The following is a 21,814-nucleotide window of genomic DNA, read 5'->3' as shown; positions in this document are numbered from 1 at the left end:
ACGCCAGGCGTTGGTGCCCGGCCGGATCAGCCTAGTCACAAGATCTCGCGGACCTTTTCGGGCGGGCGGCCGAGGCGGACGCCCTTTTCGGTCTCGACCAGCGGGCGCTCGATCAGCAGCGGATCGGCGACCATCGCGTCGAGGATCGTATCGTCGTCGGCGGACTTGAGCGGCTTGGCGGCGGCTTCGGCCATCCGGAGCCCCTGGCGGGGCGCCATGCCGGCGCGCGCGTAGAGCTCGGCGAGCTTCGCGCGCGAGGGCGGGGTCTTGAGATATTCGACGATCTCGACCTCGGCGCCGGCATCCTGGAGGATCGCGAGCGCCTCGCGCGACTTCGAGCAGCGGGGATTGTGGTAGATGACGGCCTTCACGCTGTACGCTCCGATCACTTCAAATATTTGTCGAACCACGCCACCGTCCGGGTGAGCGAATCGAGCTGGTTCTCGCGCTTCTGGAAGCCGTGGCCCTCGGCGGGGTAATAGATCGTCTCGACGATATTGCCCTTGGCCTTGAGGATGTCGTGGACTTCCTGCGCCTGGCCCTTGGGGACGCGGATGTCGTTCTCACCCTGGATCGTCAGCAGCGGCGCCTTGGCGTTGCGGATATAGGTGAGCGGCGAGGCGGCGTCATAGACCTTGGGATCGCTCTCGGGCGTGCCGAGCAGCCCGCGCTGATAGGCCTTCAGCAGTTCGTCCTGGTCGCGGTACATCGTCCGCCAATTGATGATGCCATACCATTGCACCGCCGCGGCGAACTCGTCGGGCGCGCGGCCGATCGCCATCAAGGTCATGAACCCGCCATAGCTGCCGCCGAAGATCCCGACGCGCTTGGCATCGACATAGCCGGTGTCGACGAGGAACTTCTTGGCGGCGATCGTGTCCTTGAGGTCGCCGCCGCCCAGATCCTTGAAGTTCGCCTCCTGGAACGCCTTGCCGTAGCCGGTCGAGCCGCGGAAATTGGGCTGGATCACTACGTAGCCGCGGCTGGCGAAGGCCGTGGCGTAGCGGCTGTAGCCGTCCTGGGTCTGGCCGGTGGGGCCGCCGTGCGGGAGGACGATCGCCGGGCTGCTAGCGTCGCGCTTGCGGTTGGCGGGCATCGTGACGACCGCGCTGACCAGCGTGCCGTCGAAGCTCTTGTAGGTGACGACCTGCGACTTGGGCAGTGCCTCGGGCAGCAGGCTGGCGATCGCGAGCTGGGTGGCCGCGCGCGACGTGCCGCTCGTCAGATCGTAGAGGTAGAGGTTGGTCGGCGAGTCGGCGCCCGAATGGCTGACCAGCAGCGTGCGGCCGTCGGGCGAGCGGGGATCGTTGCCGGCGAGGTAGTTGAGCCCGGCGGGGATGGTCAGCGCCGTCTCGGCGCCGCTCGCCAGATCGTAGCGATAAAGCGTGGTGCGCGCGTCGGCGTTGATCGCGAAGATCAGCGCCTTGCCATCGCGGGTGAACGCGCTGACGGTCTGCTCCCAGGGCGTCGGCTTGAGCCATTTCCACGCGTTGCTCGCAGTGTCGTAGAGGCCGGCATGATATTGCCCGGTGCCCTCGTTGGTGCTGACCGCGAGCCATTTGCCGTCCGGGCTGGCGTCGGCCGCGCCATAGACGGTGTCCGCCTTGCCGATCAGCTTGGTCGCGGCACCGGTGGCGACATCGACGCGCCAGACTTCGCCGACCTTCGAATCGATCCGGTCGCGATTGGCGATAAGTGCCTTGCCGCCGTCGATCCAGGCGACCGGGGACCAGCCATATTGGGGGTCGGCTTCCTTGGTGAGCGCGCGCACCTTGCCCGTGGCGTCCATCACCGCGAGGTTGGTCTGGCCCTCGGCGCGCGCCTTGGTCGCCAGCGCTACCAGCCCGCCGCTCGGGCCGACGAGGAGCGATTGCTCGCGCACGTCAGGCGAGTTGGTGAGGTTCTCGACCGCGCCGCCGTTCACCGGCACGCGATAGACGTCATGATACTCGTTGCCGCCGACATCCTGGCGGAAATAGAGATACTTGCCGTCGGCGGAGGGCGCGAGGCCGGTCTGGCTGTCGTCGGACTGAGTGAGCTGGACCGGCCAGCTGCCTGCGGCATCGGTGCGCCAGATGTTGGTGCGGCCAGAGAGGTTGGTCGCGACGAAGATGTGCTTGCCGTCGGTGCTCCAGGCAGTGCTGCCGAGGCTGCGCGACGCGCCGATATCGGTGAGCGGGACGCTGCGCGCCTGTGGGTTGGCGGGAGATTCGACGGTCTTGGGGTCGGTGACCGGGCGGTCGGGGGTCTTGACCTGAGCCGCTGCAGGCAGGGCGAAGACGAGTGCGGTGGTGGCGAGCAGGCGCTTCATGGTGATTCCCCCGGTTGTGGCGCGATCCTGCCAGAGTGGTGGAGGAGGGGGAAGGGCGAGCATAAGCCCCTCCCCTTCAGGGGAGGGGTTGGGGGTGGGGCGTGTAAGTCTCACCGAGTCCGGCGCTTGCGGACAGGCCCCACCCCAACCCCTCCTCTGAAGGGGAGGGGCTAAGAGAGGTCACCCCTCTTGCTTGGCCAGCCACTCCTCGAGCCACTTGATCGTGTAGCTGCCGGCCTGGAATTCGGGATCGTCGAGCAGCGCCTGGTGGAGCGGGATCGTCGTCTTGACACCTTCGACCACGAACTCCTCGAGCGCGCGGCGCAGGCGGCGGATGCAGCCCTCGCGGGTGCGGCCATAGACGATCAGCTTGGCGATCATCGAATCATAATAAGGCGGGATGCGATAGCCGGCGTAGATGCCGCTATCGACGCGGACGTGCATGCCGCCGGGGGCATGGAAGTAGCTGACCGTGCCCGGCGAGGGAGCGAAGGTCTTGGGATCCTCCGCGTTGATCCGGCATTCGATCGCATGGCCCCGGAATTCGATCTCGTCCTGGCGGACCGAGAGCGGATGTCCCTCCGCGACGCGGATCTGCTCGCGGACGAGGTCGAGCCCGGTGATCATCTCGGTCACCGGATGCTCGACCTGGAGCCGGGTGTTCATCTCGATGAAGTAGAACTCGCCGTCTTCCCACAGAAACTCGATCGTCCCCGCGCCGCGATAGCCCATATCGGCCATCGCCTTGGCGACGATGCCGCCCATGCGCGCGCGTTCCTCGGGCGTGATCACGGGCGACAGCGCTTCCTCGAGCACCTTCTGGTGGCGGCGCTGGAGCGAGCAGTCGCGCTCGCCCAGGTGGATCGCATTGCCCTCGCCGTCGCCGAACACCTGGAATTCGATGTGGCGCGGATTGCCGAGATACTTTTCGAGATAGACGGTGGCGTCGCCGAACGCGGCCTTGGCCTCGCTGCCGGCCTGGAGCATCTGCGCTTCGAGCTCGGAAGCGGAGTGGACGACCTTCATGCCGCGCCCGCCGCCGCCCGACGCGGCCTTGATGATCACCGGATAGCCGGCCTTCTCGGCGATGGCCTTTGCCTCGGCGACGTCGCTGATCGCCCCGTCCGAGCCAGGGACGAGCGGCAGCCCCAGCGCGCCCGCGGTGCGCTTGGCCTCGATCTTGTCGCCCATCGTGCGGATGTGCTCGGGCTTGGGCCCGACGAAGAGCAGCCCGTGCGCCTCGACGATCTCGGCGAACTGGGCGTTCTCCGAGAGGAAGCCATAGCCCGGATGGATCGCATCGGCGCCCGATATCTCGGCAGCGGCGATGATGTTGGGGATGTTGAGATAGCTCTCGGCCGCGGCGGGCGGCCCGATGCAGATCGCCTCGTCCGCCAGGCGGACGTGCATTGCGTCGGCGTCGGCGGTCGAATGCACCGCGACGGTCTTGATCCCCATCTCGTGGCAGGCACGATGGATGCGGAGCGCGATCTCGCCGCGATTGGCGATCAGGAGCTTCTTGATCTCGGCCAAGGCGATTTACTCGACGACGACGAGCGGCTGATCGAACTCGACCGGCTGGCCGTTCTCGACGAGGATGGCTTTGACCGTACCGGCGGCGGGTGCCTGGATCGGGTTCATTACCTTCATCGCCTCGATGATCAGCAGCGTGTCGCCCGCGGCGACCTTGTCGCCCACGCCGACGAAGCTTTTCGCCTCGGGATTGGGCTTGAGATATGCGGTGCCGACCATCGGCGACTTGACTGCGTTCGCCGCGGGGGCGGGCGCGGGTGCGCCGACTTCGGCGGGCGCGGCGGCGGCGATCGGTGCCGCTGCGGCCGGGGCGGGAGCATAGTGCACTGCCGGGGCGGCGGTCACGGTGCGCGCGACGCGCACGCGGCGTTCGCCGTCCTCGACTTCGATTTCGGTAAGCTGCGTCTCGTCGAGCACGGCGGCGAGCTGGCGGACCAGCTGAATATCGACGTGCATCGCACCCTGTCTGTTGTCTTCGGTCACAAGCGACCCTTCATTCGATGAAAGCGCGCGCTCATGTCAGAGACGCGCCGCGGCTTCAAGCGCAAGCGTATAGGACAGCGCACCGAAACCGGCGATGGTTCCCTTCGCCGCCATGCCGACATAGCTGTGGTGACGATATTCCTCGCGCGCATGCGGGTTGGAGAGATGGACTTCGATCACCGGCGTCTTGATCGCGCGGATCGCGTCGTAGAGCGCCAGGCTGGTGTGGGTGAACGCACCGGCATTGAGCAGCACCGCCTTGGCGCCGCGGGCCTGCGCCTCGTGCAGCCAGTCGATGAGGTGGCCTTCGTGGTTCGACTGGCGCAGGTCGATCTCGAGGTCGAGGTCGCGCGCACGGTCTTCCAGGTCGCCGGCAATGTCGTCGAGCGTCGCCGAGCCGTAGATCTCCGGCTCGCGCAGCCCCAGCAGATTGAGGTTGGGGCCGTTGAGGACGTAGATCGTATCGGCCAAGCCGGTGCCTTTCGGTTGCGGGTCCGTGCATCGCCTCTATATGAGCCAGCGTCAGCGATCAAATCGGGCCGCTGGCCCTTTCCCGTTCGCCCTGAGCTTGTCGAAGGGCGGCTCAGCCCGAACGGAGGTTACAGCGCGTGCACACCGACGGTACCGTCAGCATTGTCGTCAACGGCGAGCACAAGCGCGTCTCCGCGGGCCTCACCCTCCTGCAACTTGCCGAGCAGCTCGGCATGGTGCCCGAGAAGATCGCGGTCGAGCGCAACCTCGAAGTGGTGCCGCGCTCGACGCTGGGCGAGGTGATCGTCGGCGACGGCGACGAGCTCGAGATCGTTCATTTCGTTGGGGGGGGCGACCATGCCCGGCCGATCGACGAAGACACGTGGAGCGTCGCGGGCAAGACCTTCCGCTCGCGACTGATCGTCGGCACCGGCAAGTACAAGGATTTCGAGCAGAACGCCGCGGCGGTGGCGGCGAGCGGGGCGGAGATCGTCACCGTCGCGGTGCGCCGGGTCAACGTCAGCGACCCCAACGCGCCGATGCTCACCGATTATATCGATCCCAAGAAGATCACCTACCTGCCCAACACCGCGGGCTGCTTCGATGCCGAGAGCGCGATCCGCACGCTGCGGCTGGCGCGCGAGGCGGGGGGCTGGGAGCTGGTCAAGCTCGAAGTGCTCGGCGAGGCGCGGACGCTCTATCCCGACATGGTCGAGACGCTGCGCGCGACCGAGATCCTGGCCAAGGAAGGCTTCAAGCCGATGGTCTATTGCGTAGACGATCCGATCGCGGCGAAGCGGCTCGAGGATGTCGGCGCCGTGGCGATCATGCCGCTCGGCGCGCCGATCGGATCAGGGCTCGGTGTCCAGAACCAGGTGACGATCCGGCTGATCGTCGAGGGCGCCAAGGTGCCGGTGCTGGTCGATGCCGGCGTCGGCGCGGCGAGCGACGCGGCGGTGGCGATGGAACTGGGCTGCGACGGCGTGCTGATGAACACCGCGATCGCCGAGGCCAAGGACCCGGTGCTGATGGCGGCGGCGATGAAGGCGGCGGTGGAGGCGGGAAGGCTGTCGTACCGCGCGGGCCGCATGCCCAAGCGGCGCTATGCCGATCCGAGCAGCCCGCTGGCGGGGCTGATCTAGAACTGCGGCGTCCAGCCGATCGCGCGCCACAACGGATTGGCAGGGTCGGAGAGCAGTTTGATCGTCAACGCGAACGACATTACCACCAGCAGCGGGCGAACGCCCTTGCCGCCAAATCGGATCGCTAGGCGCGCGCCGAGCTGATTGCCCGCCACGTTTGCCCCGGCCATGCCCAGTCCGAGCAGCCACAGCACCTTGCCGCCCGCGACCATCGCGAGCAGTCCCGCAAAGTTGGTGGCGAGATTGAGGAACTTGGTATTCGCGATCGCGCGTACAAGCCCAAGCCCGGCCAGCGCGACCAGCGCAGTCGTAAGGAACGAGCCGGTGCCAGGGCCGAAAAAGCCGTCATAGAAACCGATTGCCGTGACGATCAGCGTCAGCGCCCCGCGGCCGATCCGCGCGTGACGCTCGACATCGCTCATCGGCGGCGCGAGCAGGAAGTACATCCCCATCGCGACCAGCAGGATCGGCACGAACGCCGCCAGGAAGGCGGGATCGATGAACTGGACTGCCGTGGCGCCCGCGATCGAACCCGCGAACGCACCGATTGCGGGCAGGGCGAATTGCCGCAGGTCGACGTGACCGGCGCGCAGGAAGGTCAAGAACGCCGAGGAGGTCCCGATCGTACTCTGCAGCTTGTTGGTGGCGATCGCGGACACGGGCGGGATGCCGGCCGCCATCAGCGCGGGAATCGTCAGTAGGCCGCCGCCGCCGGCAAGCGCGTCCACGGCGCCCGCCAGGAACGCGATGGCAAGCAAGAATGTCAGGACTTCGAAGGACAGCTGCATGCCGCCCGCTAGCCGCGATCTCCCGTCGGCACAAAGGATTCACTGCTGCCTGCGCACCAGCCAGATCGTTCTGCCGCCGGTGGCGTGATCGTCGGGAGCGAAGGCGACTTCGATCATCCCATGCTCGGCGAACAATGCGCGATACTCGGCGGGCGCCAGGCTGGCATGGTAGAGTTCGTCGCCGAACTGGCAGCCGATCGTCACGTCCCGCGCCGAGCCGGTGTTGAACAGCAGGGCGCCGCCGGGCTCCAGCCATTCCGCCGCTTTTGCGATCATTTCCGCCTGCTCCTCCGGGCGGAGATGGAAGAGGCTGTCCCAGGCGATTACGCCGTGGAACGGCCCTTCGACTTCGACCGCGCGTATGTCGCCGCAGATCCAGCGGTGCCGACCGAACCGGGTGCGGGCGAGGGTGATCATCCGCTCGGAGACGTCGACGCCGGTGAGGTGGCGGTCGCGATCGATCAGGTAACGGGCGATCGGTTCGCCGGCGCCGCAGCCAAGATCGAGGATATGTCCGCTTTTGGGTACGGCGAGCAGAAAGCGGTCGAGCCAGGCTTGTTCGACGAGGTCCCTGCTGCGGGCTGCGTCGAACGCGTGGGCGTGGCGCTCATAATGTTCGGCAATCCGATCGGGCATCGCAGGAACCCCGCAGGCCGTGAACCGTTGTTGAGGAGCACGCACATACTGGGCGCAGTCACGCGCCGATTCTGGCTAGGAGTTTGAAATCATGGGCGAACTCGTCGACAAGATCAAGGGCAACGTCAATGAGGCGATTGGCAAGGTCAAGCAGGAGAGCAACAATCCCGAGACCCGCGACGAAGGCGCCGCGCAGGAGCTGAAGGGCAAGGGCCAGCAGTTCGCCGGCAAGGTCAAGGGTGCGCTCGGCGACGACATCTGACGCTGGACGTCTCGCAGGAAGGGGCGGCTCCGCAAGGGGCCGCCCTTTTCGCGTCAGTCGGGGACGTAGAACGACCAGAGCCCGCTCGCCAGCTTGCTCGCGGCGAAGCGGACCGGGCGGCGCACGTTGCCGATCTCGCAGACCATGTACGACTGGGTCTGGCCGGGCTCGAGCGGATTGGGCAGCATCACGGTCTTGCTGCCGAGCCAGCGCCATTGCTCGTGCCATACCTTGACGCCCGAAAGCGCGAACGGGTCGCCTTCCTTGCCGATATGCGCGCTCTTCCAACCCATGCCGATCTCCCTCGCCTCCATTATAGAGGCCGCGTGCCGCTCAGCTCCCGCGAATCGCGCTGATCGTGGTGGCCGGGCTGATGAATTCGACGTCGGTCTTGAGGTGTAGCAGCCGAACCCCGGTCTCGGCCAGCGCGCGGGCGAGCGCGGGGGCGAAATCCTCGGTCCGCTCGACCGTTTCGGACCAGGCGCCATAGGCGCGGCCGAGCGCGGTGAAATCGGGATTGTGCAGCTTGGTCCCCGAGAGGCGCGACGGATATTCACGCTCCTGGTGCATGCGGATCGTGCCGTAGGCGCCGTTGTCGATGACGAGGACGAGGATGTCGGCATGGTGCTGGACCGCAGTGGCGAGCTCCTGGCCGTTCATCAGGAAGTCGCCGTCGCCGGCCAGCGCGACCACGTGTCGTTCGGGCGCGCGCAGCTTGCCGGCGACCGCTGCAGGGACGCCATAGCCCATCGCGCCGGCAGTGGGAGCGAGCTGCGAGGGCTGGGGGCCGTAGCGCCAGTACCGATGCCACCACGCCGAGAAATTGCCCGCGCCATTGCAGATGATGGTGTCGGCCGGCATCGCCTCGCGCATCGCCAGCACGCACTGGCCAAGATCGAGCGTCACGCCTTCGCGCGGGCGGGGCGTCGACCAGTCGAGCCATTCGGCATGCGCCTCGCGCGCCGCGCCGCCGCGCACCGCGCCGATATTCTCGTGGCTCGCCGCTGCCGTGAAGCTCGCCATGTCGGCGCAGATCGCGACATCGGCGCGATAGACGCGGCCGATCTCGTTGGGGTCGGGGTGGACGTGGATCAGCGTCTGTCCCGGATGATCGGGGGTGATCAGCGCATAGCCGTCGGTCGTCGCCTCGCCCAGCCGCGTGCCGACCGCCAGGATCAGGTCGGCACCCCGGATCCGCGAGACGAGCTTGGGATTGGGACCATAGCCGAGATTGCCGGCATAGGCGGTCGACCCCGCAGGGAGCGCGTCCTGGCGGCGGAAGGCGCTGGCGACGGGCAGGCCGATCCGCTCGGCAAAGGTGGCGAAGGCGGCGCCCGCGGCGGGGGTCCAGCCCGCGCCGCCGACGATCGCGATCGGGCGCTCGGCCTGCTGCATCAGCCCCGCCATCGCCTGCATCGCGTGCCGGTCCGGCGCCTGGTTGACTCGCGGCAGCGGCGGACGGTCGAGCGCCTCGACTTCGTCCCGCAGCATGTCCTCGGGGAGTGCGATCACCACCGGGCCGGGGCGTCCTGCCTGGGCGACCTGCCATGCGCGCGCGATATATTCGGGGATCCGCGCGGCGTCCTCGATTCGGGTCGCCCATTTGGCGAGCGGCGCAAACATCGCGGGAAAATCGACTTCCTGGAAACCTTCGCGGTCGCGCATCCCGCGGTCGACGTCGCCGATGAACAGGATCATCGGCTGCGAATCCTGCATCGCGACATGCACGCCGATCGAGGCGTTGGTCGCGCCCGGTCCGCGCGTGACGAAGGCGACCCCCGGGCGTCCGGTCATCGCCCCGTCGGCGCAGGCCATGAAGCCCACCCCGCCCTCCTGCCGGCATGTCACCACGTCGATCTCGGGCGTGTCGTGGAGCGCGTCGAGCACCGCGAGGAAGCTCTCGCCGGGCACATGGAAGATTCGATCGCAGCCTTGTGCGAGCAGGTTGTCGACAAGGATGCGGCCGCCGGTGCGAAGCTTGGTCATGCGCCCTTCCTAACCGGGCGCGCGCCGAACGCAAAAGGGCCGCGCAGGCAATGCCCGCGCGGCCCTTTCCTCAAGGCGTTCGCTTAGAAGCGGATGCCGATGCCGGCGAGCACCTGGTCGCGGTTGAGGTCGAGTTCCTCGTAGCGCGAGTAGCGATACTCGACCTTGCCGTAGAAGCCGCCGAAATCATGCTCGACGCCGCCGCCGAAGCGATAGCCGTCGGTATTGACCCCGCCGAACGTGTCGATGTTGACGCGCGCGTTGGTCAGGCCACCCTTGGCGTAGACCAGGGTGTTCGGCATGGCGACGAAGCCGATGCGGCCGCCGACATAGAGGTCGCGGCCGGCGCTGACGCCGTCACGGTCGGTAGTTGCGCCGGTGACTTCGACTTCGGCGCCGAGCACCGCGCTGCCGAGCTGCGCATCATAGCCGAGCGCGCCACCATAGGTGAAGCCCGAGGCGCCTTCGCCATTGCCGCCGACATGATCCCAGCCGGCGACGACTTCCGCGCGCGGGCCAGTGAAGGTCGATGCTTCCTGAGCGAAAGCGGGGGTGGCAAGAGTCGCGAGGGCGAGCGCCGACACTGCGAACAAACGCATTTTTTATTCCTTCGTATTGGTCTTCGCCGGTCCCAGAACAGGGCCGGGGCGCGCTAGGTAGGGTTTGCTTCCAAGGGGTCAATCACGGCGATGCTGCGTTGCGGCAAACCGTCACAATTATGCAACATTTGCATTTTCCTGAAGGATTCGGGGCTTGTAACCTGCCGCTTCGATCCTATCCCCCAACCGCGAGTTGAGCGTAAGTTCAGGTTCGCTTGACCCGCCGGCAACGCGCGGATTATCGCCCGCGCAAGCCAGGAGAGAATCGTCCATGAAGAAGCTCTACCCCAACGCCGAAGCAGCGCTGGAAGGGCTGCTGTTCGACGGCATGACGCTGTGTGCCGGCGGGTTCGGCCTATGCGGCATCCCGGAGCGGCTGATCGACGCGATCCAGGCTGCAGGGGTCAAGGACCTCACCATCGCCTCGAACAATGCCGGGATCGACAATGAGGGGCTCGGCAAGCTGCTGCGCAGCCGCCAGGTCCGGAAGATGATTTCTTCCTATGTCGGCGAGAACAAGGAGTTCGAGCGGCAATATCTGAGCGGCGAGCTCGAGGTCGAGTTCTGCCCGCAGGGAACGCTCGCCGAGCGCTGCCGGGCGGGCGGGGCGGGCATCCCCGGCTTCTACACCAAGACCGGCGTCGGCACCCAGGTGGCCGAGGGCAAGGAAGTGAAGGTTTTCGACGGCGAGGAATATGTGCTCGAGCGCGGCATCCGCGCCGACCTTTCGATCATCAAGGGCTGGAAGGCCGACGAGGCGGGGAACCTGATCTTTCGGAAGACCGCGCGCAACTTCAACCAGCCGATGGCCACCGCGGGCAAGATCTGCGTCGCCGAGGTCGAGGAAGTCGTGCCCGTCGGCAGCCTCGATCCCGATGCGATCCACTTGCCCGGCATCTATGTGAAGCGGCTGATCGTCGGCGCGCCGTACGACAAGAAGATCGAATTCCGCACCGTGCGCCCGCGCGAGGCGGCGTGATCCCGGCGCGGCTCCCGGCCGGGCTCGCGATCGCGGCCATCGTGGCGACGTCGCTTTCGGGCTGCGCCGCCGCGGTGATCGCGGCGCCGCTCGCTGCGGGAGCCGGTGTCTATAAATCCGCGCAGGACCGCCCGTCGAAGCGCGAGCGCAAGCGCGCGCAACAGGCGGCGCCCAAGCCGGGCCAGGTCTACACGGCGCCCGACGGCAGCAAGGTCCAGGTCACCACGCTGACCACGCTCCCCCCACCCAGCGGCGTATCCGGCGCTCCGGCGGCGCGCGGCAGCACCGCGCCAGCGGGGATCCAGTACCTCTACGGCTCGGGCGAGGCGGCGGCGCTGAGCATCCAGGCCTATCAGGCGCTGTGGAACTACCTCAAGGTCGAGATCGGCTATCGCCGCGACAAGGGCCAGGTCCGCTCGGTCGTCCTCGCGCCCGGCTCGACGCTCGACAATCCGCGGTTCGAGCCCTGCGGCAAGCGCCCGATGGCGGTGGTGCTTGACGTCGACGAGACCGCGTTGCTCAACCTGGGCTATGAGTATGACGAGGCGGTTCGCGGAAGGGCCTATGACCCGGCGCGCTGGGCACGCTGGGAGCAGACTGGCGCCGACAAGATCGCCGCGGTCCCCGGCGCGGCCGAGGCGCTGGCCGCGGCACGGCGCGAAGGCTTCACCATCATCTTCAATTCGAACCGGTCGGTCGCCAGCGCCGCGCAGACCGCCGCCGCGCTCGAGCAGGCCGGTCTCGGGCCGGCGGACCTGTTCGACACGCTCTGGCTGCGCGGCGAAGGCGAGCCGAGCGGCAAGGATGCCCGCCGCGCGAAGATCGCCCAGCGCTACTGCATCGTCGCGATGGCCGGCGACCAGCTCGGCGACTTCAGCGACTTGTTCAACGCCCCCGACGCCCCGGTGCTCGCGCGCCGTAACAGCGTCGAAGGCACGTTGCTCGCGCCGCTTTGGGGCGCGGGCTGGTTCATGCTGCCCAACCCGGTCTACGGCACCGGATTGAAGGGCGGCGTTGACGACATCTTTCCGCCGGACGCGCGCTGGACGGACCCCGAGGAGAAGAAATAATGCCCTGGACCCGTGACGAAATGGCCGCGCGCGCCGCCAAGGAATTGAAGGACGGATTCTACGTCAACCTCGGCATCGGCATCCCGACGCTGGTCGCCAACCATATCCCCGAAGGCGTCGAAGTCACGCTCCAGTCCGAGAACGGCATGCTCGGCATCGGGCCGTTCCCCTATGAGGGCGAGGAGGATCCCGACCTGATCAACGCGGGCAAGCAGACGATCAGCGAGCTCCCCAGCTCGGTCTATTTCTCGTCGTCGGACAGCTTCGCGATGATCCGCGGCGGCCATATCGACCTGACCGTGCTCGGCGCGATGGAAGTCAGCGAAGGCGGCGACATCGCCAACTGGATGATCCCGGGCAAGATGATCAAGGGCATGGGCGGCGCGATGGACCTCGTCGCGGGGGTCAAGAAGATCATCGTGGTGATGGAGCACAACTCCAAAGCCGGCGACCCGAAGTTCATCCCGAGCTGCACGTTGCCGCTCACTGGCAAGAACGTGGTCGATATGGTCATCACCGATCTGGCGGTGTTCGCGCGGCCGGATCACGACAGCCCGTTCGAGCTGATCGAGCTGGCGCCGGAGGTGACTGCCGAGGAAGTGGCGGAGAAGACTACCGCGAACTACCAGGCCTGATGCGGCGCAAGGCCGGGCTGGCGGCGCTGGCATTGGTGGCCGGGCTCGGCATCGCCGCGGCCTTCACGTCGCCCCCGGCGCTGCTTTCGCTGGCCGATGGCGCGCTGGGCGGCGGCAGCGGCGCGAGCCGGCCAGGCAGCGCGATCCCGTTCGGCAATCAGGGCCAGACGCTCGACGTCTGGCGTCCCGCCGGGGATTCCGCGGCGAAGCGGCCGGTGCTGATCTTCTGGTATGGCGGCGGCTGGGTGAAGGGCGATCGCCGCGCTTATGCCTTTGCCGCACGCGCCTTCGCAAAGGCCGGCTTCGTCGTGGTCGTGCCGGATTACCGAAAGGTGCCGGATGTCCGCTTCCCAGCCTTTCTCCAGGATGGCGCGCAGGCGGTCAAATGGACCCGCGACCATGTCGCGGAATTCGGCGGCGACCCCGGGCGGATCGCGCTCGCGGGGCATTCGGCGGGCGCCTATACCGTCGCGATGCTAGCGCTCGACCGGCGCTGGCTCGAGGCCGAGGGTGTCGATCCGGGCATCGTCCGGGCAGGAGTAGGGCTTTCCGGCCCGTACGACTTCTATCCCTTCACGGCGAAGCGGGCGATCGATGCGATGCGCGGCGTCGCCGATCCGGCGATGACCCAGCCGCTCCATTTCGCCCGCGCCGATGCGCCGCCGCTGCTGCTGGTGACCTCGGGTGGCGATACCGTCGTGCGCCCGCACAACGCGATCAATCTCGCCACGCGGCTGCGGGCGCTCGGCGCGCCGGTGACGCTGCGCAATTATCCCGAGCGCACGCACGAGGAAGTGGTGATGGCGTTGTCAGTGCCATTCCGCGGCAAGGCGCCGACGCTCGCCGACAGCATCGCCTTTCTGAACACCGCGCTGGCGCCGCGTTGACGCTATGGCGGGCGAGGCGTAGCCTCGGCGCATGGGCTGGTTCCGCCGCCGCTATCTCGACCTGCTGGGCTCGATCTACATCTATAACGAGCATCGCGGGTACACGAGCATCGATCGGGTATTGGAGGCGGTGCGCGCGCGCGCGCCGGACGATGCCGCGCTGATCGCCGCGATCGAGAAGCACCGCGCCGACGAGCGCAAGCACTATCTCATGTTCAAGCGCTGGTTCGAGCTGCAGGGCAGGATGCCGCTCCGGGTCGGGCGGACCTGCGGGCATATCGATCGCTTCGTCGAGATCGTCTTCCGCCGCACGATCGAGGATCTCGACACGCAGGCGATCATCGCCAGCGACGACGAATTCGAAAAGCTGTGCCGCGTGATATCGCTGACCGAGCAGCGCGGCCATCGCCAGGTCGAGATCCTGCTGCGCCACCCGCTGGTCACGGACGACAAGGTGCTGATGAAGATCTTCCGCATCATCGAGAAGGACGAGCCGAGCCATTGGGCGCCGTATGACGGCTGGCTCAAGGCGAACGGTAAGCGGGATCCGAAATGGTGGGAGCGCGGCATCGACAGCTTCATCCATTCGGAGCTGTTGTTCGTGAAGCTGCCGGTATTGTTCCTCAATCCGTGGCTGGGCCGCCGCACCGACTGGGCCGATGCGCATGATCCAGCTGAGGTGAAGGCGTCGGCGGTGCCGGCGTTGGGCTGACTTCGGTCCTTTCCCTGAATGGGAGGGGCTTTAGCGTTGCCTGCGGCTCGGCTATCCACTGCGCATGCGTATCCTGCTGACAGGCTCGTCCGGCTGGCTCGGCCGCTTCCTCGCGCCGATGCTGCGCGCCCGCGGGGACGAAGTGGTCGGGCTCGACGTCGCGCCCGGCGGGGACACGCAATTGATTGGCAGCGTCGCCGATCGCGTGCTGGTCGATCGCGTGTTTGCCGAGCACGGGATCGAGGCGGTGATCCATGCCGGCGCGCTGCACAAGCCGGACATCGTGCGGTATCCGGCGCAGGCGTTCGTCGACGTCAACGTCACCGGCACGCTCAACCTGCTCGAAGCGGCGACGCAGGCGGGCCACGACCGCTTCGTGTTCACCTCGACCACCTCGCTGATGATCAGCCAGGCGATCCGCAACGAACTTGCAGACCACGCCGTCTGGCTCGACGAGAGGAGCGGCCCGCTCGAGCCGCGCAACATCTACGGCGTCACCAAGCTCGCCGCCGAGCAGCTCTGCCGGCTCGCGCATCTCGAGAACGGCCTCAATTGCGTCGTGCTGCGCACCAGCCGCTTCTTCCCCGAGGACGACGATACGCATCGCGCGCTTTCGGGCGAGAACATGAAGGCGAACGAACTGCTCCACCGTCGGCTGACCGTCGAGGATGCCGCCCGTGCGCACATCGCCGCGCTGGATCGCGCGCCGGCCATCGGCTTCGGTAGCTTCATCGTCTCGGCGCCGACGCCGTTCGCGCGCGATGAATGCGAGCGGCTCAAACACGACGCCGCGGCGACCATCGCGCATCGTTACCCCGACGCGCCGGCGCTGTACGCCGCGAGAGGCTGGGAACTGCCTCGCTCGATCGGCCGCGTCTACGATGCCGCCCTGGCCGAGCGCGTCCTCGGCTTTCGCTGCGAGACCGATTTCCAGGCGGTGCTCGATGCGCTCAAGGGCGGCCGCGCGCTGCCGTTCGTGCACGATTCCGACTATGTTTCGCCCAAGGAAGCCGTTGTCCGATAGCCCAGCTTGCCGACGCAAAATTGCGTAACGGCTTGCTCTCGCGCAAGATTGGCCTAGATCGCCCGCATGGCCAGTCAACCGCGCACGCTGTACGAGAAGATCTGGGCGGACCATGTCGTCGAGCGCCGCGACGACGGGACGTACCTGATCTATATCGATCGGCACCTCGTCCACGAAGTCACCAGCCCCCAGGCATTTGCCGGGCTCCGCGCCGCCGGGCGCCCGGTGCGCCGGCCCGACCTTACCCTCGCGGTGCCTGACCATAATTTGCCGACCACCGCGCGCGTCGATGCCGCGGGCCATGCCCTGCCGATCGCGGACCCCGCGAGCGCGGGCCAGCTCGCCGCGCTGCGCGCCAATGTCGCAGAATTCGGCGTGCCCTATATCGACGCGCTCGATGCGCGGCAGGGGATCGTCCACGTCGTCGGCCCCGAGCAGGGGTTCACGCTGCCCGGCACCACCCTAGTGTGCGGCGACAGCCATACCTCGGCGCATGGGGCGTTGGGCGCATTGGCGTTCGGCATCGGCACCTCCGAGGTCGAGCATGTCCTCGCGACGCAGACGCTGCTGCTCCAGCAGGCCAAGACGCTCGAGATCCGCGTCGACGGATCGCTCGGGTTCGGGGTCAGCCCCAAGGACGTCGTCCTCGCGATCATCGGCAAGATCGGTGCCGCGGGGGGCACGGGCTATGTCATTGAATTCACCGGCGAGGTGATCCGGGCGATGTCGGTCGAGGGACGGCTGACCGTTTCGAACATGTCGATCGAGGGCGGCGCGCGCTCGGGGCTGATCGCCCCCGACGAGACGACGTTCGACTATATCAAGGGCCGCCCGCTCGCGCCGAAGGACGAAGATTGGGACAAGGCAGTCGCATACTGGCGCGCGCTGCCCAGCGATCCCGGCGCGGTCTACGACAAGACCGTCGTGCTCCACGCGACCGATATCGCGCCGTCGCTGACCTGGGGCACCAGCCCCGAGGACGTCGTCCAGATCACCGGCGCGATCCCCGATCCCGAGAGCTTCGCCGATCCGTCGAAGCGCGTCGCCGCGCAGAAGTCGCTCGACTATATGGGCCTCGCCGCGGGCACCGCGATGCAGGACATCGGCATCGAGCATGTCTTCATTGGATCGTGCACCAACAGCCGGATCGAGGATCTCCGCGCCGCCGCCGCGGTGGTGAAGGGCCGCCACGTCGCCGACCGCATCCGCCAGGCGCTGATCGTGCCGGGCTCGGGGCTGGTCAAGCTGCAGGCCGAGAAGGAGGGCCTCGACCGCATCTTCACCGAGGCGGGCTTCGAATGGCGCGAGCCCGGCTGCTCGATGTGCCTCGCGATGAATCCGGACAAGGTTCCCCCCGGCGAACGTTGTGCTTCCACCTCGAATCGAAATTTCGTAGGCAGGCAGGGTCCGGGCGCGCGAACCCATCTGCTTTCCCCCGCAATGGCTGCGGCGGCGGCAGTCACGGGGCGCCTCACCGATGTCAGGGAGCTGATGTCGGCGGATGCGTGAGGGGAGTGAGTATGAAGCGGGCCCTGGTCCTTCTGGTGGTTGGAACCGTGCTGAGCGGCGTGGCGGCAGCCTATGCCTCGGCCTACAGCAAGCCTTCGCCGACGGTGTTGCCGCCCGATCCAAGCTGATTCGTTTCCCCTCCCTGAAAGGGAGGGGATCAAGGGGTGGGTTCAGCGCAGTGCAGGGCTCGATGCCCTGCTCGGCGCTTCGATGCTCGGCGATAGAGTCTTTTGGGCGCGCAGACGCGCGCGCCCACCCCCAGCCCCTCCCTTTCAGGGAGGGGAGTTCTATCTCAGGAGCCCGCTGATGGAACCCGTTCGTCAGGTCGAGGGGCGCGCCTATCCATGGGGCGCCAAGAATATCGACACCGACATCATCATCCCTGCGCACTGGCTCAAGACCACGACGCGCGAGGGCCTCGGCAAGGGCGCGTTCGAAACGGTGCGCGCGCAGCCGGGCAATATCTTCGATGACCCGCGCTATGCAGGGAGCCCGGTGCTGATCGCAGGCGACAATTTCGGCTGCGGATCGAGCCGCGAGCACGCCGCCTGGGCGCTTGCCGACATGGGCATCAAGGCCGTGATCGCGCCGAGCTTCTCGGACATCTTCTCGGGCAACGCATTCAAGAACGGCATCGTCGCGGTGGTGTTGCCGCAGGAGGCGATCGACCGGCTGGTCGAAGTCGCCAAGGACGGCGACGTCACCGTCGACCTCGAGACGATGACCGTCACCACGCGCTATCAGGATCGCTTCCCCTTCGAGCTCGACGCCTTCCGCCGCGAATGCCTGATGCAGGGGCTGGACGAGATCGGCCTGACCCTGTCAAAAGATACCGAGATTTCGAATTACGAATCCGGTGTCGCGACCGCGCGCCCCTGGATCGCAGCGGGAGCGGGCAATGAAAGCACTTTTGTCGCAGGCGCCGGGCGGACCTGAAACTCTAAGCATCGCCGAGCTGCCCGATCCCGTGGCGGGCAAGGGTCAGGTGGTCGTCGCGGTCAAGGCGTGCGCGATCAATTATCCCGACGTGCTGATCATCGAGGACCGATACCAGTTCAAGCCGCCGCGTCCGTTCGCGCCTGGCGGCGAGATCGCCGGGGTGATCGAGGAAGTGGGCGAGGGCGTTTCCGGCTGGGCGGTCGGCGACCGCGTGGTTGCGGTCCCCGGGCATGGCGGGCTGGTCGAGAAGCTGGCGATCGATGCCGCGCGGCTGTTCCGCCTGCCCGAAGGCCGCAGCTTCGAGGAAGGCGCGGCGCTGCTGCTCACCTATGCCACCACGATCCACGCCCTGCTGGACCGCGGGCATCTGAAGGCCGGGCAGACCTTGCTGATCCTCGGCGCCGCGGGCGGCGTCGGCCTCGCCGCGATCGAGCTCGGCAAGGCGTTCGGCGCACGTGTGGTCGCCGCAGTATCGTCGGCGGAGAAGGCGGAGGCGGCCACGGCCGCGGGTGCCGACGAAACCCTCGTCTATCCGCGTGCGCCGTTCGACAAGGAGCAGTCCAAGGCGCTGAGCGAGGCGTTCAAGGCGGCGGTCGGCCCAAAGGGCGCCGATGTGATCTACGATCCCGTAGGCGGCGACTATGCCGAGCCCGCGCTGCGCGCGATCGGCTGGGAAGGACGCTATCTGGTGGTCGGCTTCCCGGCGGGCATTCCGAAGCTGCCGCTCAACCTGACGCTGCTCAAGAGCTGCGACGTCTGCGGCGTCTTCTGGGGCGCCTTCGCTGCGCGCGACCCGCAAGCGAACCAGGCGCATGTCGAGCAGCTGTTCAAGCTGTGGGAAGAGGGGAAGATTTCGCCGCGCGTTACGGAGACCTTTGCGCTGGCGGACGGCGGCCGGGCCATTGCCAAGATGGCGGCGCGGCAAGCGATCGGCAAATTGGTGGTGACCATCTAAATCCTCCCCCGGAGGGGGGGGACCGCGAAGCGGTGGAGGGGTAGTCTCCGCGGGCGATATCGCTTGTGGAGACTACCCCTCCGTCAGCCTTCGGCTGCCACCTCCCCCTCCGGGGGGAGGATCTTGCAGAAGAGTTGCCAGCGCTGCGCTCCCCTCCTATCTCGGCGCAAACGGACACCAGAGGGCAGCAGCACCATGACCACTTTCGACGATCGCGAGCGCGCATTCGAGGCGAAGTACGCCCGCGACGAGGACATGGCGTTCCGCGTCACCGCGCGGCGCAACCGGCTGGTCGGCCAGTGGGCGGCGGCCAAGATGAACCTAACCCCCGAAGAGACCGACGCCTATGCCAAGGCGGTCGTCCAGGCCGATTTCGAGGAAGCCGGCGACGAGGATGTCATCCGCAAGCTGCTCGGCGACCTGCTCGCCGCGGGCGTCGAGGTCGATGACGCGACCGTGCGCCGCGCGCTCCAGGAGCAGAGCGCCGAGGCGCGCCGCCAGCTGATGGAATCCGAGTAACATGGCGATGGCCGCCTCCGAGATCGAGGATCTGATCCGCGCGGGCATCCCCGATGCGCGCGTCGAGATCACCGACCTTGCCGGCGACGGCGACCACTATGCAGCGCGCGTCGTCGCCCCCATGTTCAAGGGGATGCCGCGCGTGCGCCAGCACCAGGCGGTTTATGCAGCGCTCGGCGGGCGCATGGGCGGCGTGCTTCACGCGCTCCAGCTGACCACCGAAGCGCCAGCCGAGGAGTAGAGAAGTGACCGACGATGTGCAGAACCGAATCCAGGGCCTGGTGGATGCCAACCCCGTGCTCCTCTTCATGAAGGGGAGCCCGCTCTTTCCGCAATGCGGCTTTTCCAGCCGCGCGATCGCGATCCTCAACCATCTCGGCGTCGAGTTCGAGAGCGTCGACGTGCTCCAGGACCAGGGCGTCCGCCAGGGCATCAAGGCGTTCTCGGACTGGCCGACGATCCCCCAGCTTTATGTGAAGGGCGAATTCGTCGGCGGATCGGACATCATGATGGAGATGTACGAGAGCGGCGAGCTGGCGCAGCTGCTCGCCGACAAGGGCGTCGCCGCGCAGGGCTGAACGCTTCTTCCCCTTCCTGAAAGGGAGGGGTTTAGGGGTGGGTGTAGGAAAGGTCGGGCTCGATCCCCGGCCTTTTCTTTTTTTACCCACGCATCTCGTTGGGCTCGCTTCGCTCGCACCCACCCCCAGCCCCTTCCTTGCAGGGAGGGGAGTCCAAGCGGATCGCTCCGAGACGCGCATCGATAGGGGGAGCCCGGGTCGGGTGGGTCGACGCGAGACCGGTAAGTTAAGCGGTCGACCCACCCTGGAATGAAGCGTTCAAACGCTCGGGTGCCTGATACTCTGCATCCCGCGTGCCAATTCGTGCCAGTCGCGGTTTTCCGTGCTTTCGATGGTTAACGCGATTGGCGGCCGCCTCTCGCCTGTAAGCGAATCCGACACCTGTGCAGCGCGAGGAACTCTACTCGGAAAGTGGCAACAGGATCAGGGTGATCCGATCATGGCCGACCGCGATGTCGAGCGTTTCACCCGCCGCCACGTCGATCGGCTCGGGAAAGCTGTGCAACACCTGGAGCCAGCCGCCGTCGGTGTAGCGATCGGGATGATTGTCGAACGACACGTCTTGCCACAGATCGATGTGCATCCACTGCACGATGCCGATGGCGCGCCCGTCGGCGGTGACCGGGATGCGCAGCCGTGCGAGCACGGCGTCGTGCTTCTTCTGCGTGAGGTCGAGGCGGACCAGCTCGAGATCGTCCGACAAACGCTCCCACGCGGTCATCGTGCCGTGGATCGGCAGGCGTTGCGGGGCGAAAGCCGTGAAGGCCGAAAGATCGAACCCCGAAACCTCGCCGACAAAGGAATAGTCGGCGAGGTTCTTGCTCGCGACAAGGCACCCCATCGCGCTCGCAGCGCGCGGGATCACGATCGCGTCGGGGGCGAGCAGGCGGCGATGTGCGTCCTCGAACGTGTCGAGCACTTTCTCGGTCAGCAGGTCGCTCGAGAGGATTTCCGAGACCAGGATATCGGCCGGCGCGTCGAGTTCGGTGCCGATGGCGAGTTCGGTCGAAGGCTTGGCGTGGACCGTGATTCGATCGGCATAGCCGTTCTGGGCGACGATCTGCTGGGCCATCTCGGCGATCATCGGCTCCATCTCGCACGCAACCACCTTTTGCGCCCCCGCACGCGCGGCCATCAACGACAACAGGCCGCTGCCCGCGCCGATGTCGAGCACCCTCGCTTGCGCGCCGGCGGTGCTGATCGCGGCCTTGATGGCGGCCTCGAATGCGTCGTTGCGCGGCGCGTCGTTCATCATCGGGATGTGCCAGAAGGGCACCGATCCCGAGCCGTGCCGGCGTACTTGATGGCGCAGGTGCAGATTGTCCGGCTGCAGCGCGAGCGCACGGCGGAAATGCTGGAGCGCTTCGAGATTTCGCCCGGTATCGGCCAGGACGACCGCCAGGTTGCCGATCGCGGTCGGATTGTCGGGATCGAGCATGCAGGCGCGCTCGATCGCCGCGATCGCCTCCGCGGTGCGACCGAGCCAATGCAGCGTCAGTCCCTTTTCGTGCAGCGCCACGGCATGATCGGGCTCGATCGCGAGAAGCTGGTCCCAGGCGGCGAGGGCATCTTCTGCACGCGTGAGGCGCCCGAGCAGACCTGCAAGCAACGGCAGCACCTCGGTAGCGCGATACCCCTGCGCCAGCACGCTACGATAGCCCGTCTCGGCGCCTTCCAGATCGCCTTGTTCGTGCAGCGCCATCGCGTCGGCCAGCGCCGCGCGCGCTTCGCTCAGGCGGTCCGGGGAACCCAGGTCGGTCACGTGATTGTCCTTTAGCGGTGTCGAGGCGCGTCCT

25 protein-coding genes are annotated in these 21,814 nt (G+C 67.1%); 14 read left to right on the top strand and 11 right to left on the bottom strand.

What is annotated here, in order from left to right; translation table 11 throughout:
* Positions 1-35 precede the first annotated feature (35 nt).
* From arsC to aroQ, 5 genes are all read right to left on the bottom strand, one after another.
* The gene (gene arsC, locus RZN05_RS11340) at positions 36-371 is read right to left on the bottom strand and encodes an arsenate reductase (glutaredoxin) (RefSeq protein ID WP_317226721.1); all 336 of its coding nucleotides are present in this window, start codon (positions 369-371) and stop codon (positions 36-38) included.
* 14 nt (positions 372-385) lie between these two features.
* Positions 386-2,311, bottom strand: a complete 1,926-nt coding sequence (locus RZN05_RS11335) for a S9 family peptidase (protein WP_317226720.1) — start codon at positions 2,309-2,311, stop codon at positions 386-388.
* 180 nt (positions 2,312-2,491) lie between these two features.
* Positions 2,492-3,844 (bottom strand): acetyl-CoA carboxylase biotin carboxylase subunit, encoded by a 1,353-nt coding sequence (accC, locus tag RZN05_RS11330; RefSeq protein ID WP_317226719.1) that lies wholly within the window; start codon positions 3,842-3,844, stop codon positions 2,492-2,494.
* 6 nt (positions 3,845-3,850) lie between these two features.
* A complete protein-coding gene (gene accB, locus RZN05_RS11325; protein WP_317227610.1) occupies positions 3,851-4,300 on the bottom strand; it encodes an acetyl-CoA carboxylase biotin carboxyl carrier protein in 450 nt (149 codons plus the stop codon).
* Positions 4,301-4,363: 63 nt separating this feature from the next.
* Complete coding sequence (gene aroQ / locus RZN05_RS11320; RefSeq protein WP_317226718.1) at positions 4,364-4,798, bottom strand: type II 3-dehydroquinate dehydratase; 435 nt, start codon at positions 4,796-4,798, stop codon at positions 4,364-4,366.
* 137 nt (positions 4,799-4,935) lie between these two features.
* Here aroQ and thiS point away from each other — a divergent pair, with 137 nt between their 5' ends.
* On the top strand, positions 4,936-5,940 hold the full coding sequence (thiS, locus tag RZN05_RS11315; RefSeq protein WP_317226717.1) for a sulfur carrier protein ThiS: 1,005 nt from the start codon (positions 4,936-4,938) through the stop codon (positions 5,938-5,940).
* On the opposite strand, the gene RZN05_RS11310 is transcribed toward thiS, so the two are convergent.
* Both RZN05_RS11310 and RZN05_RS11305 read right to left on the bottom strand, forming a co-directional pair.
* Positions 5,937-6,728 carry a TSUP family transporter gene (locus RZN05_RS11310; protein WP_317226716.1) on the bottom strand — a complete coding sequence of 264 codons (792 nt, stop codon included), beginning with the start codon at positions 6,726-6,728 and terminating at the stop codon, positions 5,937-5,939. The two genes, thiS and RZN05_RS11310, sit on opposite strands and share 4 nt — an antisense overlap.
* Positions 6,729-6,767: 39 nt before the next feature.
* The gene (locus tag RZN05_RS11305) at positions 6,768-7,364 is read right to left on the bottom strand and encodes a class I SAM-dependent DNA methyltransferase (RefSeq protein ID WP_317226715.1); all 597 of its coding nucleotides are present in this window, start codon (positions 7,362-7,364) and stop codon (positions 6,768-6,770) included.
* A 91-nt stretch (positions 7,365-7,455) separates the two neighbouring features.
* On the opposite strand from RZN05_RS11305, the gene RZN05_RS11300 reads away from it, so the two are divergent.
* A complete protein-coding gene (locus RZN05_RS11300; RefSeq protein WP_317226714.1) occupies positions 7,456-7,626 on the top strand; it encodes a CsbD family protein in 171 nt (56 codons plus the stop codon).
* Positions 7,627-7,679: 53 nt separating this feature from the next.
* Here RZN05_RS11300 and RZN05_RS11295 read toward each other — a convergent pair whose 3' ends face one another.
* The 3 genes from RZN05_RS11295 to RZN05_RS11285 form a co-directional block, all read right to left on the bottom strand.
* Complete coding sequence (locus tag RZN05_RS11295; RefSeq protein ID WP_317226713.1) at positions 7,680-7,919, bottom strand: hypothetical protein; 240 nt, start codon at positions 7,917-7,919, stop codon at positions 7,680-7,682.
* 40 nt (positions 7,920-7,959) lie between these two features.
* Complete coding sequence (locus RZN05_RS11290) at positions 7,960-9,612, bottom strand: thiamine pyrophosphate-binding protein (RefSeq protein WP_317226712.1); 1,653 nt, start codon at positions 9,610-9,612, stop codon at positions 7,960-7,962.
* A gap of 83 nt (positions 9,613-9,695) precedes the next feature.
* Entirely contained in the window at positions 9,696-10,211 is a 516-nt protein-coding gene (locus RZN05_RS11285; protein ID WP_317226711.1) for an outer membrane beta-barrel protein, read from the bottom strand.
* A 271-nt stretch (positions 10,212-10,482) separates the two neighbouring features.
* Here RZN05_RS11285 and RZN05_RS11280 point away from each other — a divergent pair, with 271 nt between their 5' ends.
* From RZN05_RS11280 to grxD, 12 genes are all read left to right on the top strand, one after another.
* A complete protein-coding gene (locus tag RZN05_RS11280; protein ID WP_317226710.1) occupies positions 10,483-11,190 on the top strand; it encodes a CoA transferase subunit A in 708 nt (235 codons plus the stop codon).
* Complete coding sequence (locus tag RZN05_RS11275; protein WP_317226709.1) at positions 11,187-12,260, top strand: HAD family acid phosphatase; 1,074 nt, start codon at positions 11,187-11,189, stop codon at positions 12,258-12,260. The genes RZN05_RS11280 and RZN05_RS11275 overlap by 4 nt, the downstream gene beginning before the upstream one ends.
* The gene (locus tag RZN05_RS11270) at positions 12,260-12,895 is read left to right on the top strand and encodes a 3-oxoacid CoA-transferase subunit B (RefSeq protein WP_317226708.1); all 636 of its coding nucleotides are present in this window, start codon (positions 12,260-12,262) and stop codon (positions 12,893-12,895) included. The genes RZN05_RS11275 and RZN05_RS11270 overlap by 1 nt, the downstream gene beginning before the upstream one ends.
* Positions 12,895-13,782: an alpha/beta hydrolase gene (locus RZN05_RS11265; protein ID WP_317226707.1), complete on the top strand. Its 888-nt coding sequence runs from the start codon at positions 12,895-12,897 to the stop codon at positions 13,780-13,782. Before RZN05_RS11270 ends, RZN05_RS11265 begins: the two co-directional genes overlap by 1 nt.
* A 31-nt stretch (positions 13,783-13,813) precedes the next feature.
* Positions 13,814-14,494: a ferritin-like domain-containing protein gene (locus RZN05_RS11260; RefSeq protein ID WP_317226706.1), complete on the top strand. Its 681-nt coding sequence runs from the start codon at positions 13,814-13,816 to the stop codon at positions 14,492-14,494.
* Between the two features lie 64 nt (positions 14,495-14,558).
* Positions 14,559-15,518 carry an NAD-dependent epimerase/dehydratase family protein gene (locus RZN05_RS11255; protein WP_317226705.1) on the top strand — a complete coding sequence of 320 codons (960 nt, stop codon included), beginning with the start codon at positions 14,559-14,561 and terminating at the stop codon, positions 15,516-15,518.
* 66 nt (positions 15,519-15,584) lie between these two features.
* The gene (gene leuC / locus RZN05_RS11250; RefSeq protein WP_317226704.1) at positions 15,585-17,027 is read left to right on the top strand and encodes a 3-isopropylmalate dehydratase large subunit; all 1,443 of its coding nucleotides are present in this window, start codon (positions 15,585-15,587) and stop codon (positions 17,025-17,027) included.
* Between the two features lie 306 nt (positions 17,028-17,333).
* Positions 17,334-17,963, top strand: a complete 630-nt coding sequence (gene leuD, locus RZN05_RS11245) for a 3-isopropylmalate dehydratase small subunit (RefSeq protein WP_317226703.1) — start codon at positions 17,334-17,336, stop codon at positions 17,961-17,963.
* Positions 17,926-18,921 carry an NADPH:quinone oxidoreductase family protein gene (locus RZN05_RS11240; protein ID WP_317226702.1) on the top strand — a complete coding sequence of 332 codons (996 nt, stop codon included), beginning with the start codon at positions 17,926-17,928 and terminating at the stop codon, positions 18,919-18,921. Before leuD ends, RZN05_RS11240 begins: the two co-directional genes overlap by 38 nt.
* 195 nt (positions 18,922-19,116) lie before the next feature.
* Complete coding sequence (locus RZN05_RS11235) at positions 19,117-19,440, top strand: DUF1476 domain-containing protein (RefSeq protein ID WP_317226701.1); 324 nt, start codon at positions 19,117-19,119, stop codon at positions 19,438-19,440.
* Between the two features lies 1 nt (position 19,441).
* Positions 19,442-19,681 (top strand): BolA family protein, encoded by a 240-nt coding sequence (locus RZN05_RS11230; protein ID WP_317226700.1) that lies wholly within the window; start codon positions 19,442-19,444, stop codon positions 19,679-19,681.
* A 4-nt stretch (positions 19,682-19,685) separates the two neighbouring features.
* Positions 19,686-20,018, top strand: a complete 333-nt coding sequence (grxD, locus tag RZN05_RS11225; RefSeq protein ID WP_317226699.1) for a Grx4 family monothiol glutaredoxin — start codon at positions 19,686-19,688, stop codon at positions 20,016-20,018.
* 400 nt (positions 20,019-20,418) lie between these two features.
* Here the strand turns inward: grxD and RZN05_RS11220 are convergent, their stop codons facing one another.
* Positions 20,419-21,780, bottom strand: a complete 1,362-nt coding sequence (locus RZN05_RS11220) for a 50S ribosomal protein L11 methyltransferase (RefSeq protein WP_317226698.1) — start codon at positions 21,778-21,780, stop codon at positions 20,419-20,421.
* Positions 21,781-21,814: the final 34 nt, after the last annotated feature.

The organism is Sphingomonas sp. HF-S4 (assembly GCF_032911445.1).
Classification (GTDB): Bacteria; Pseudomonadota; Alphaproteobacteria; order Sphingomonadales; family Sphingomonadaceae; genus Sphingomonas; species Sphingomonas agrestis.
The sequence above is the reverse complement of the archived record's forward strand: the minus strand, read 5'-3'. Positions and strand labels throughout refer to the sequence as shown.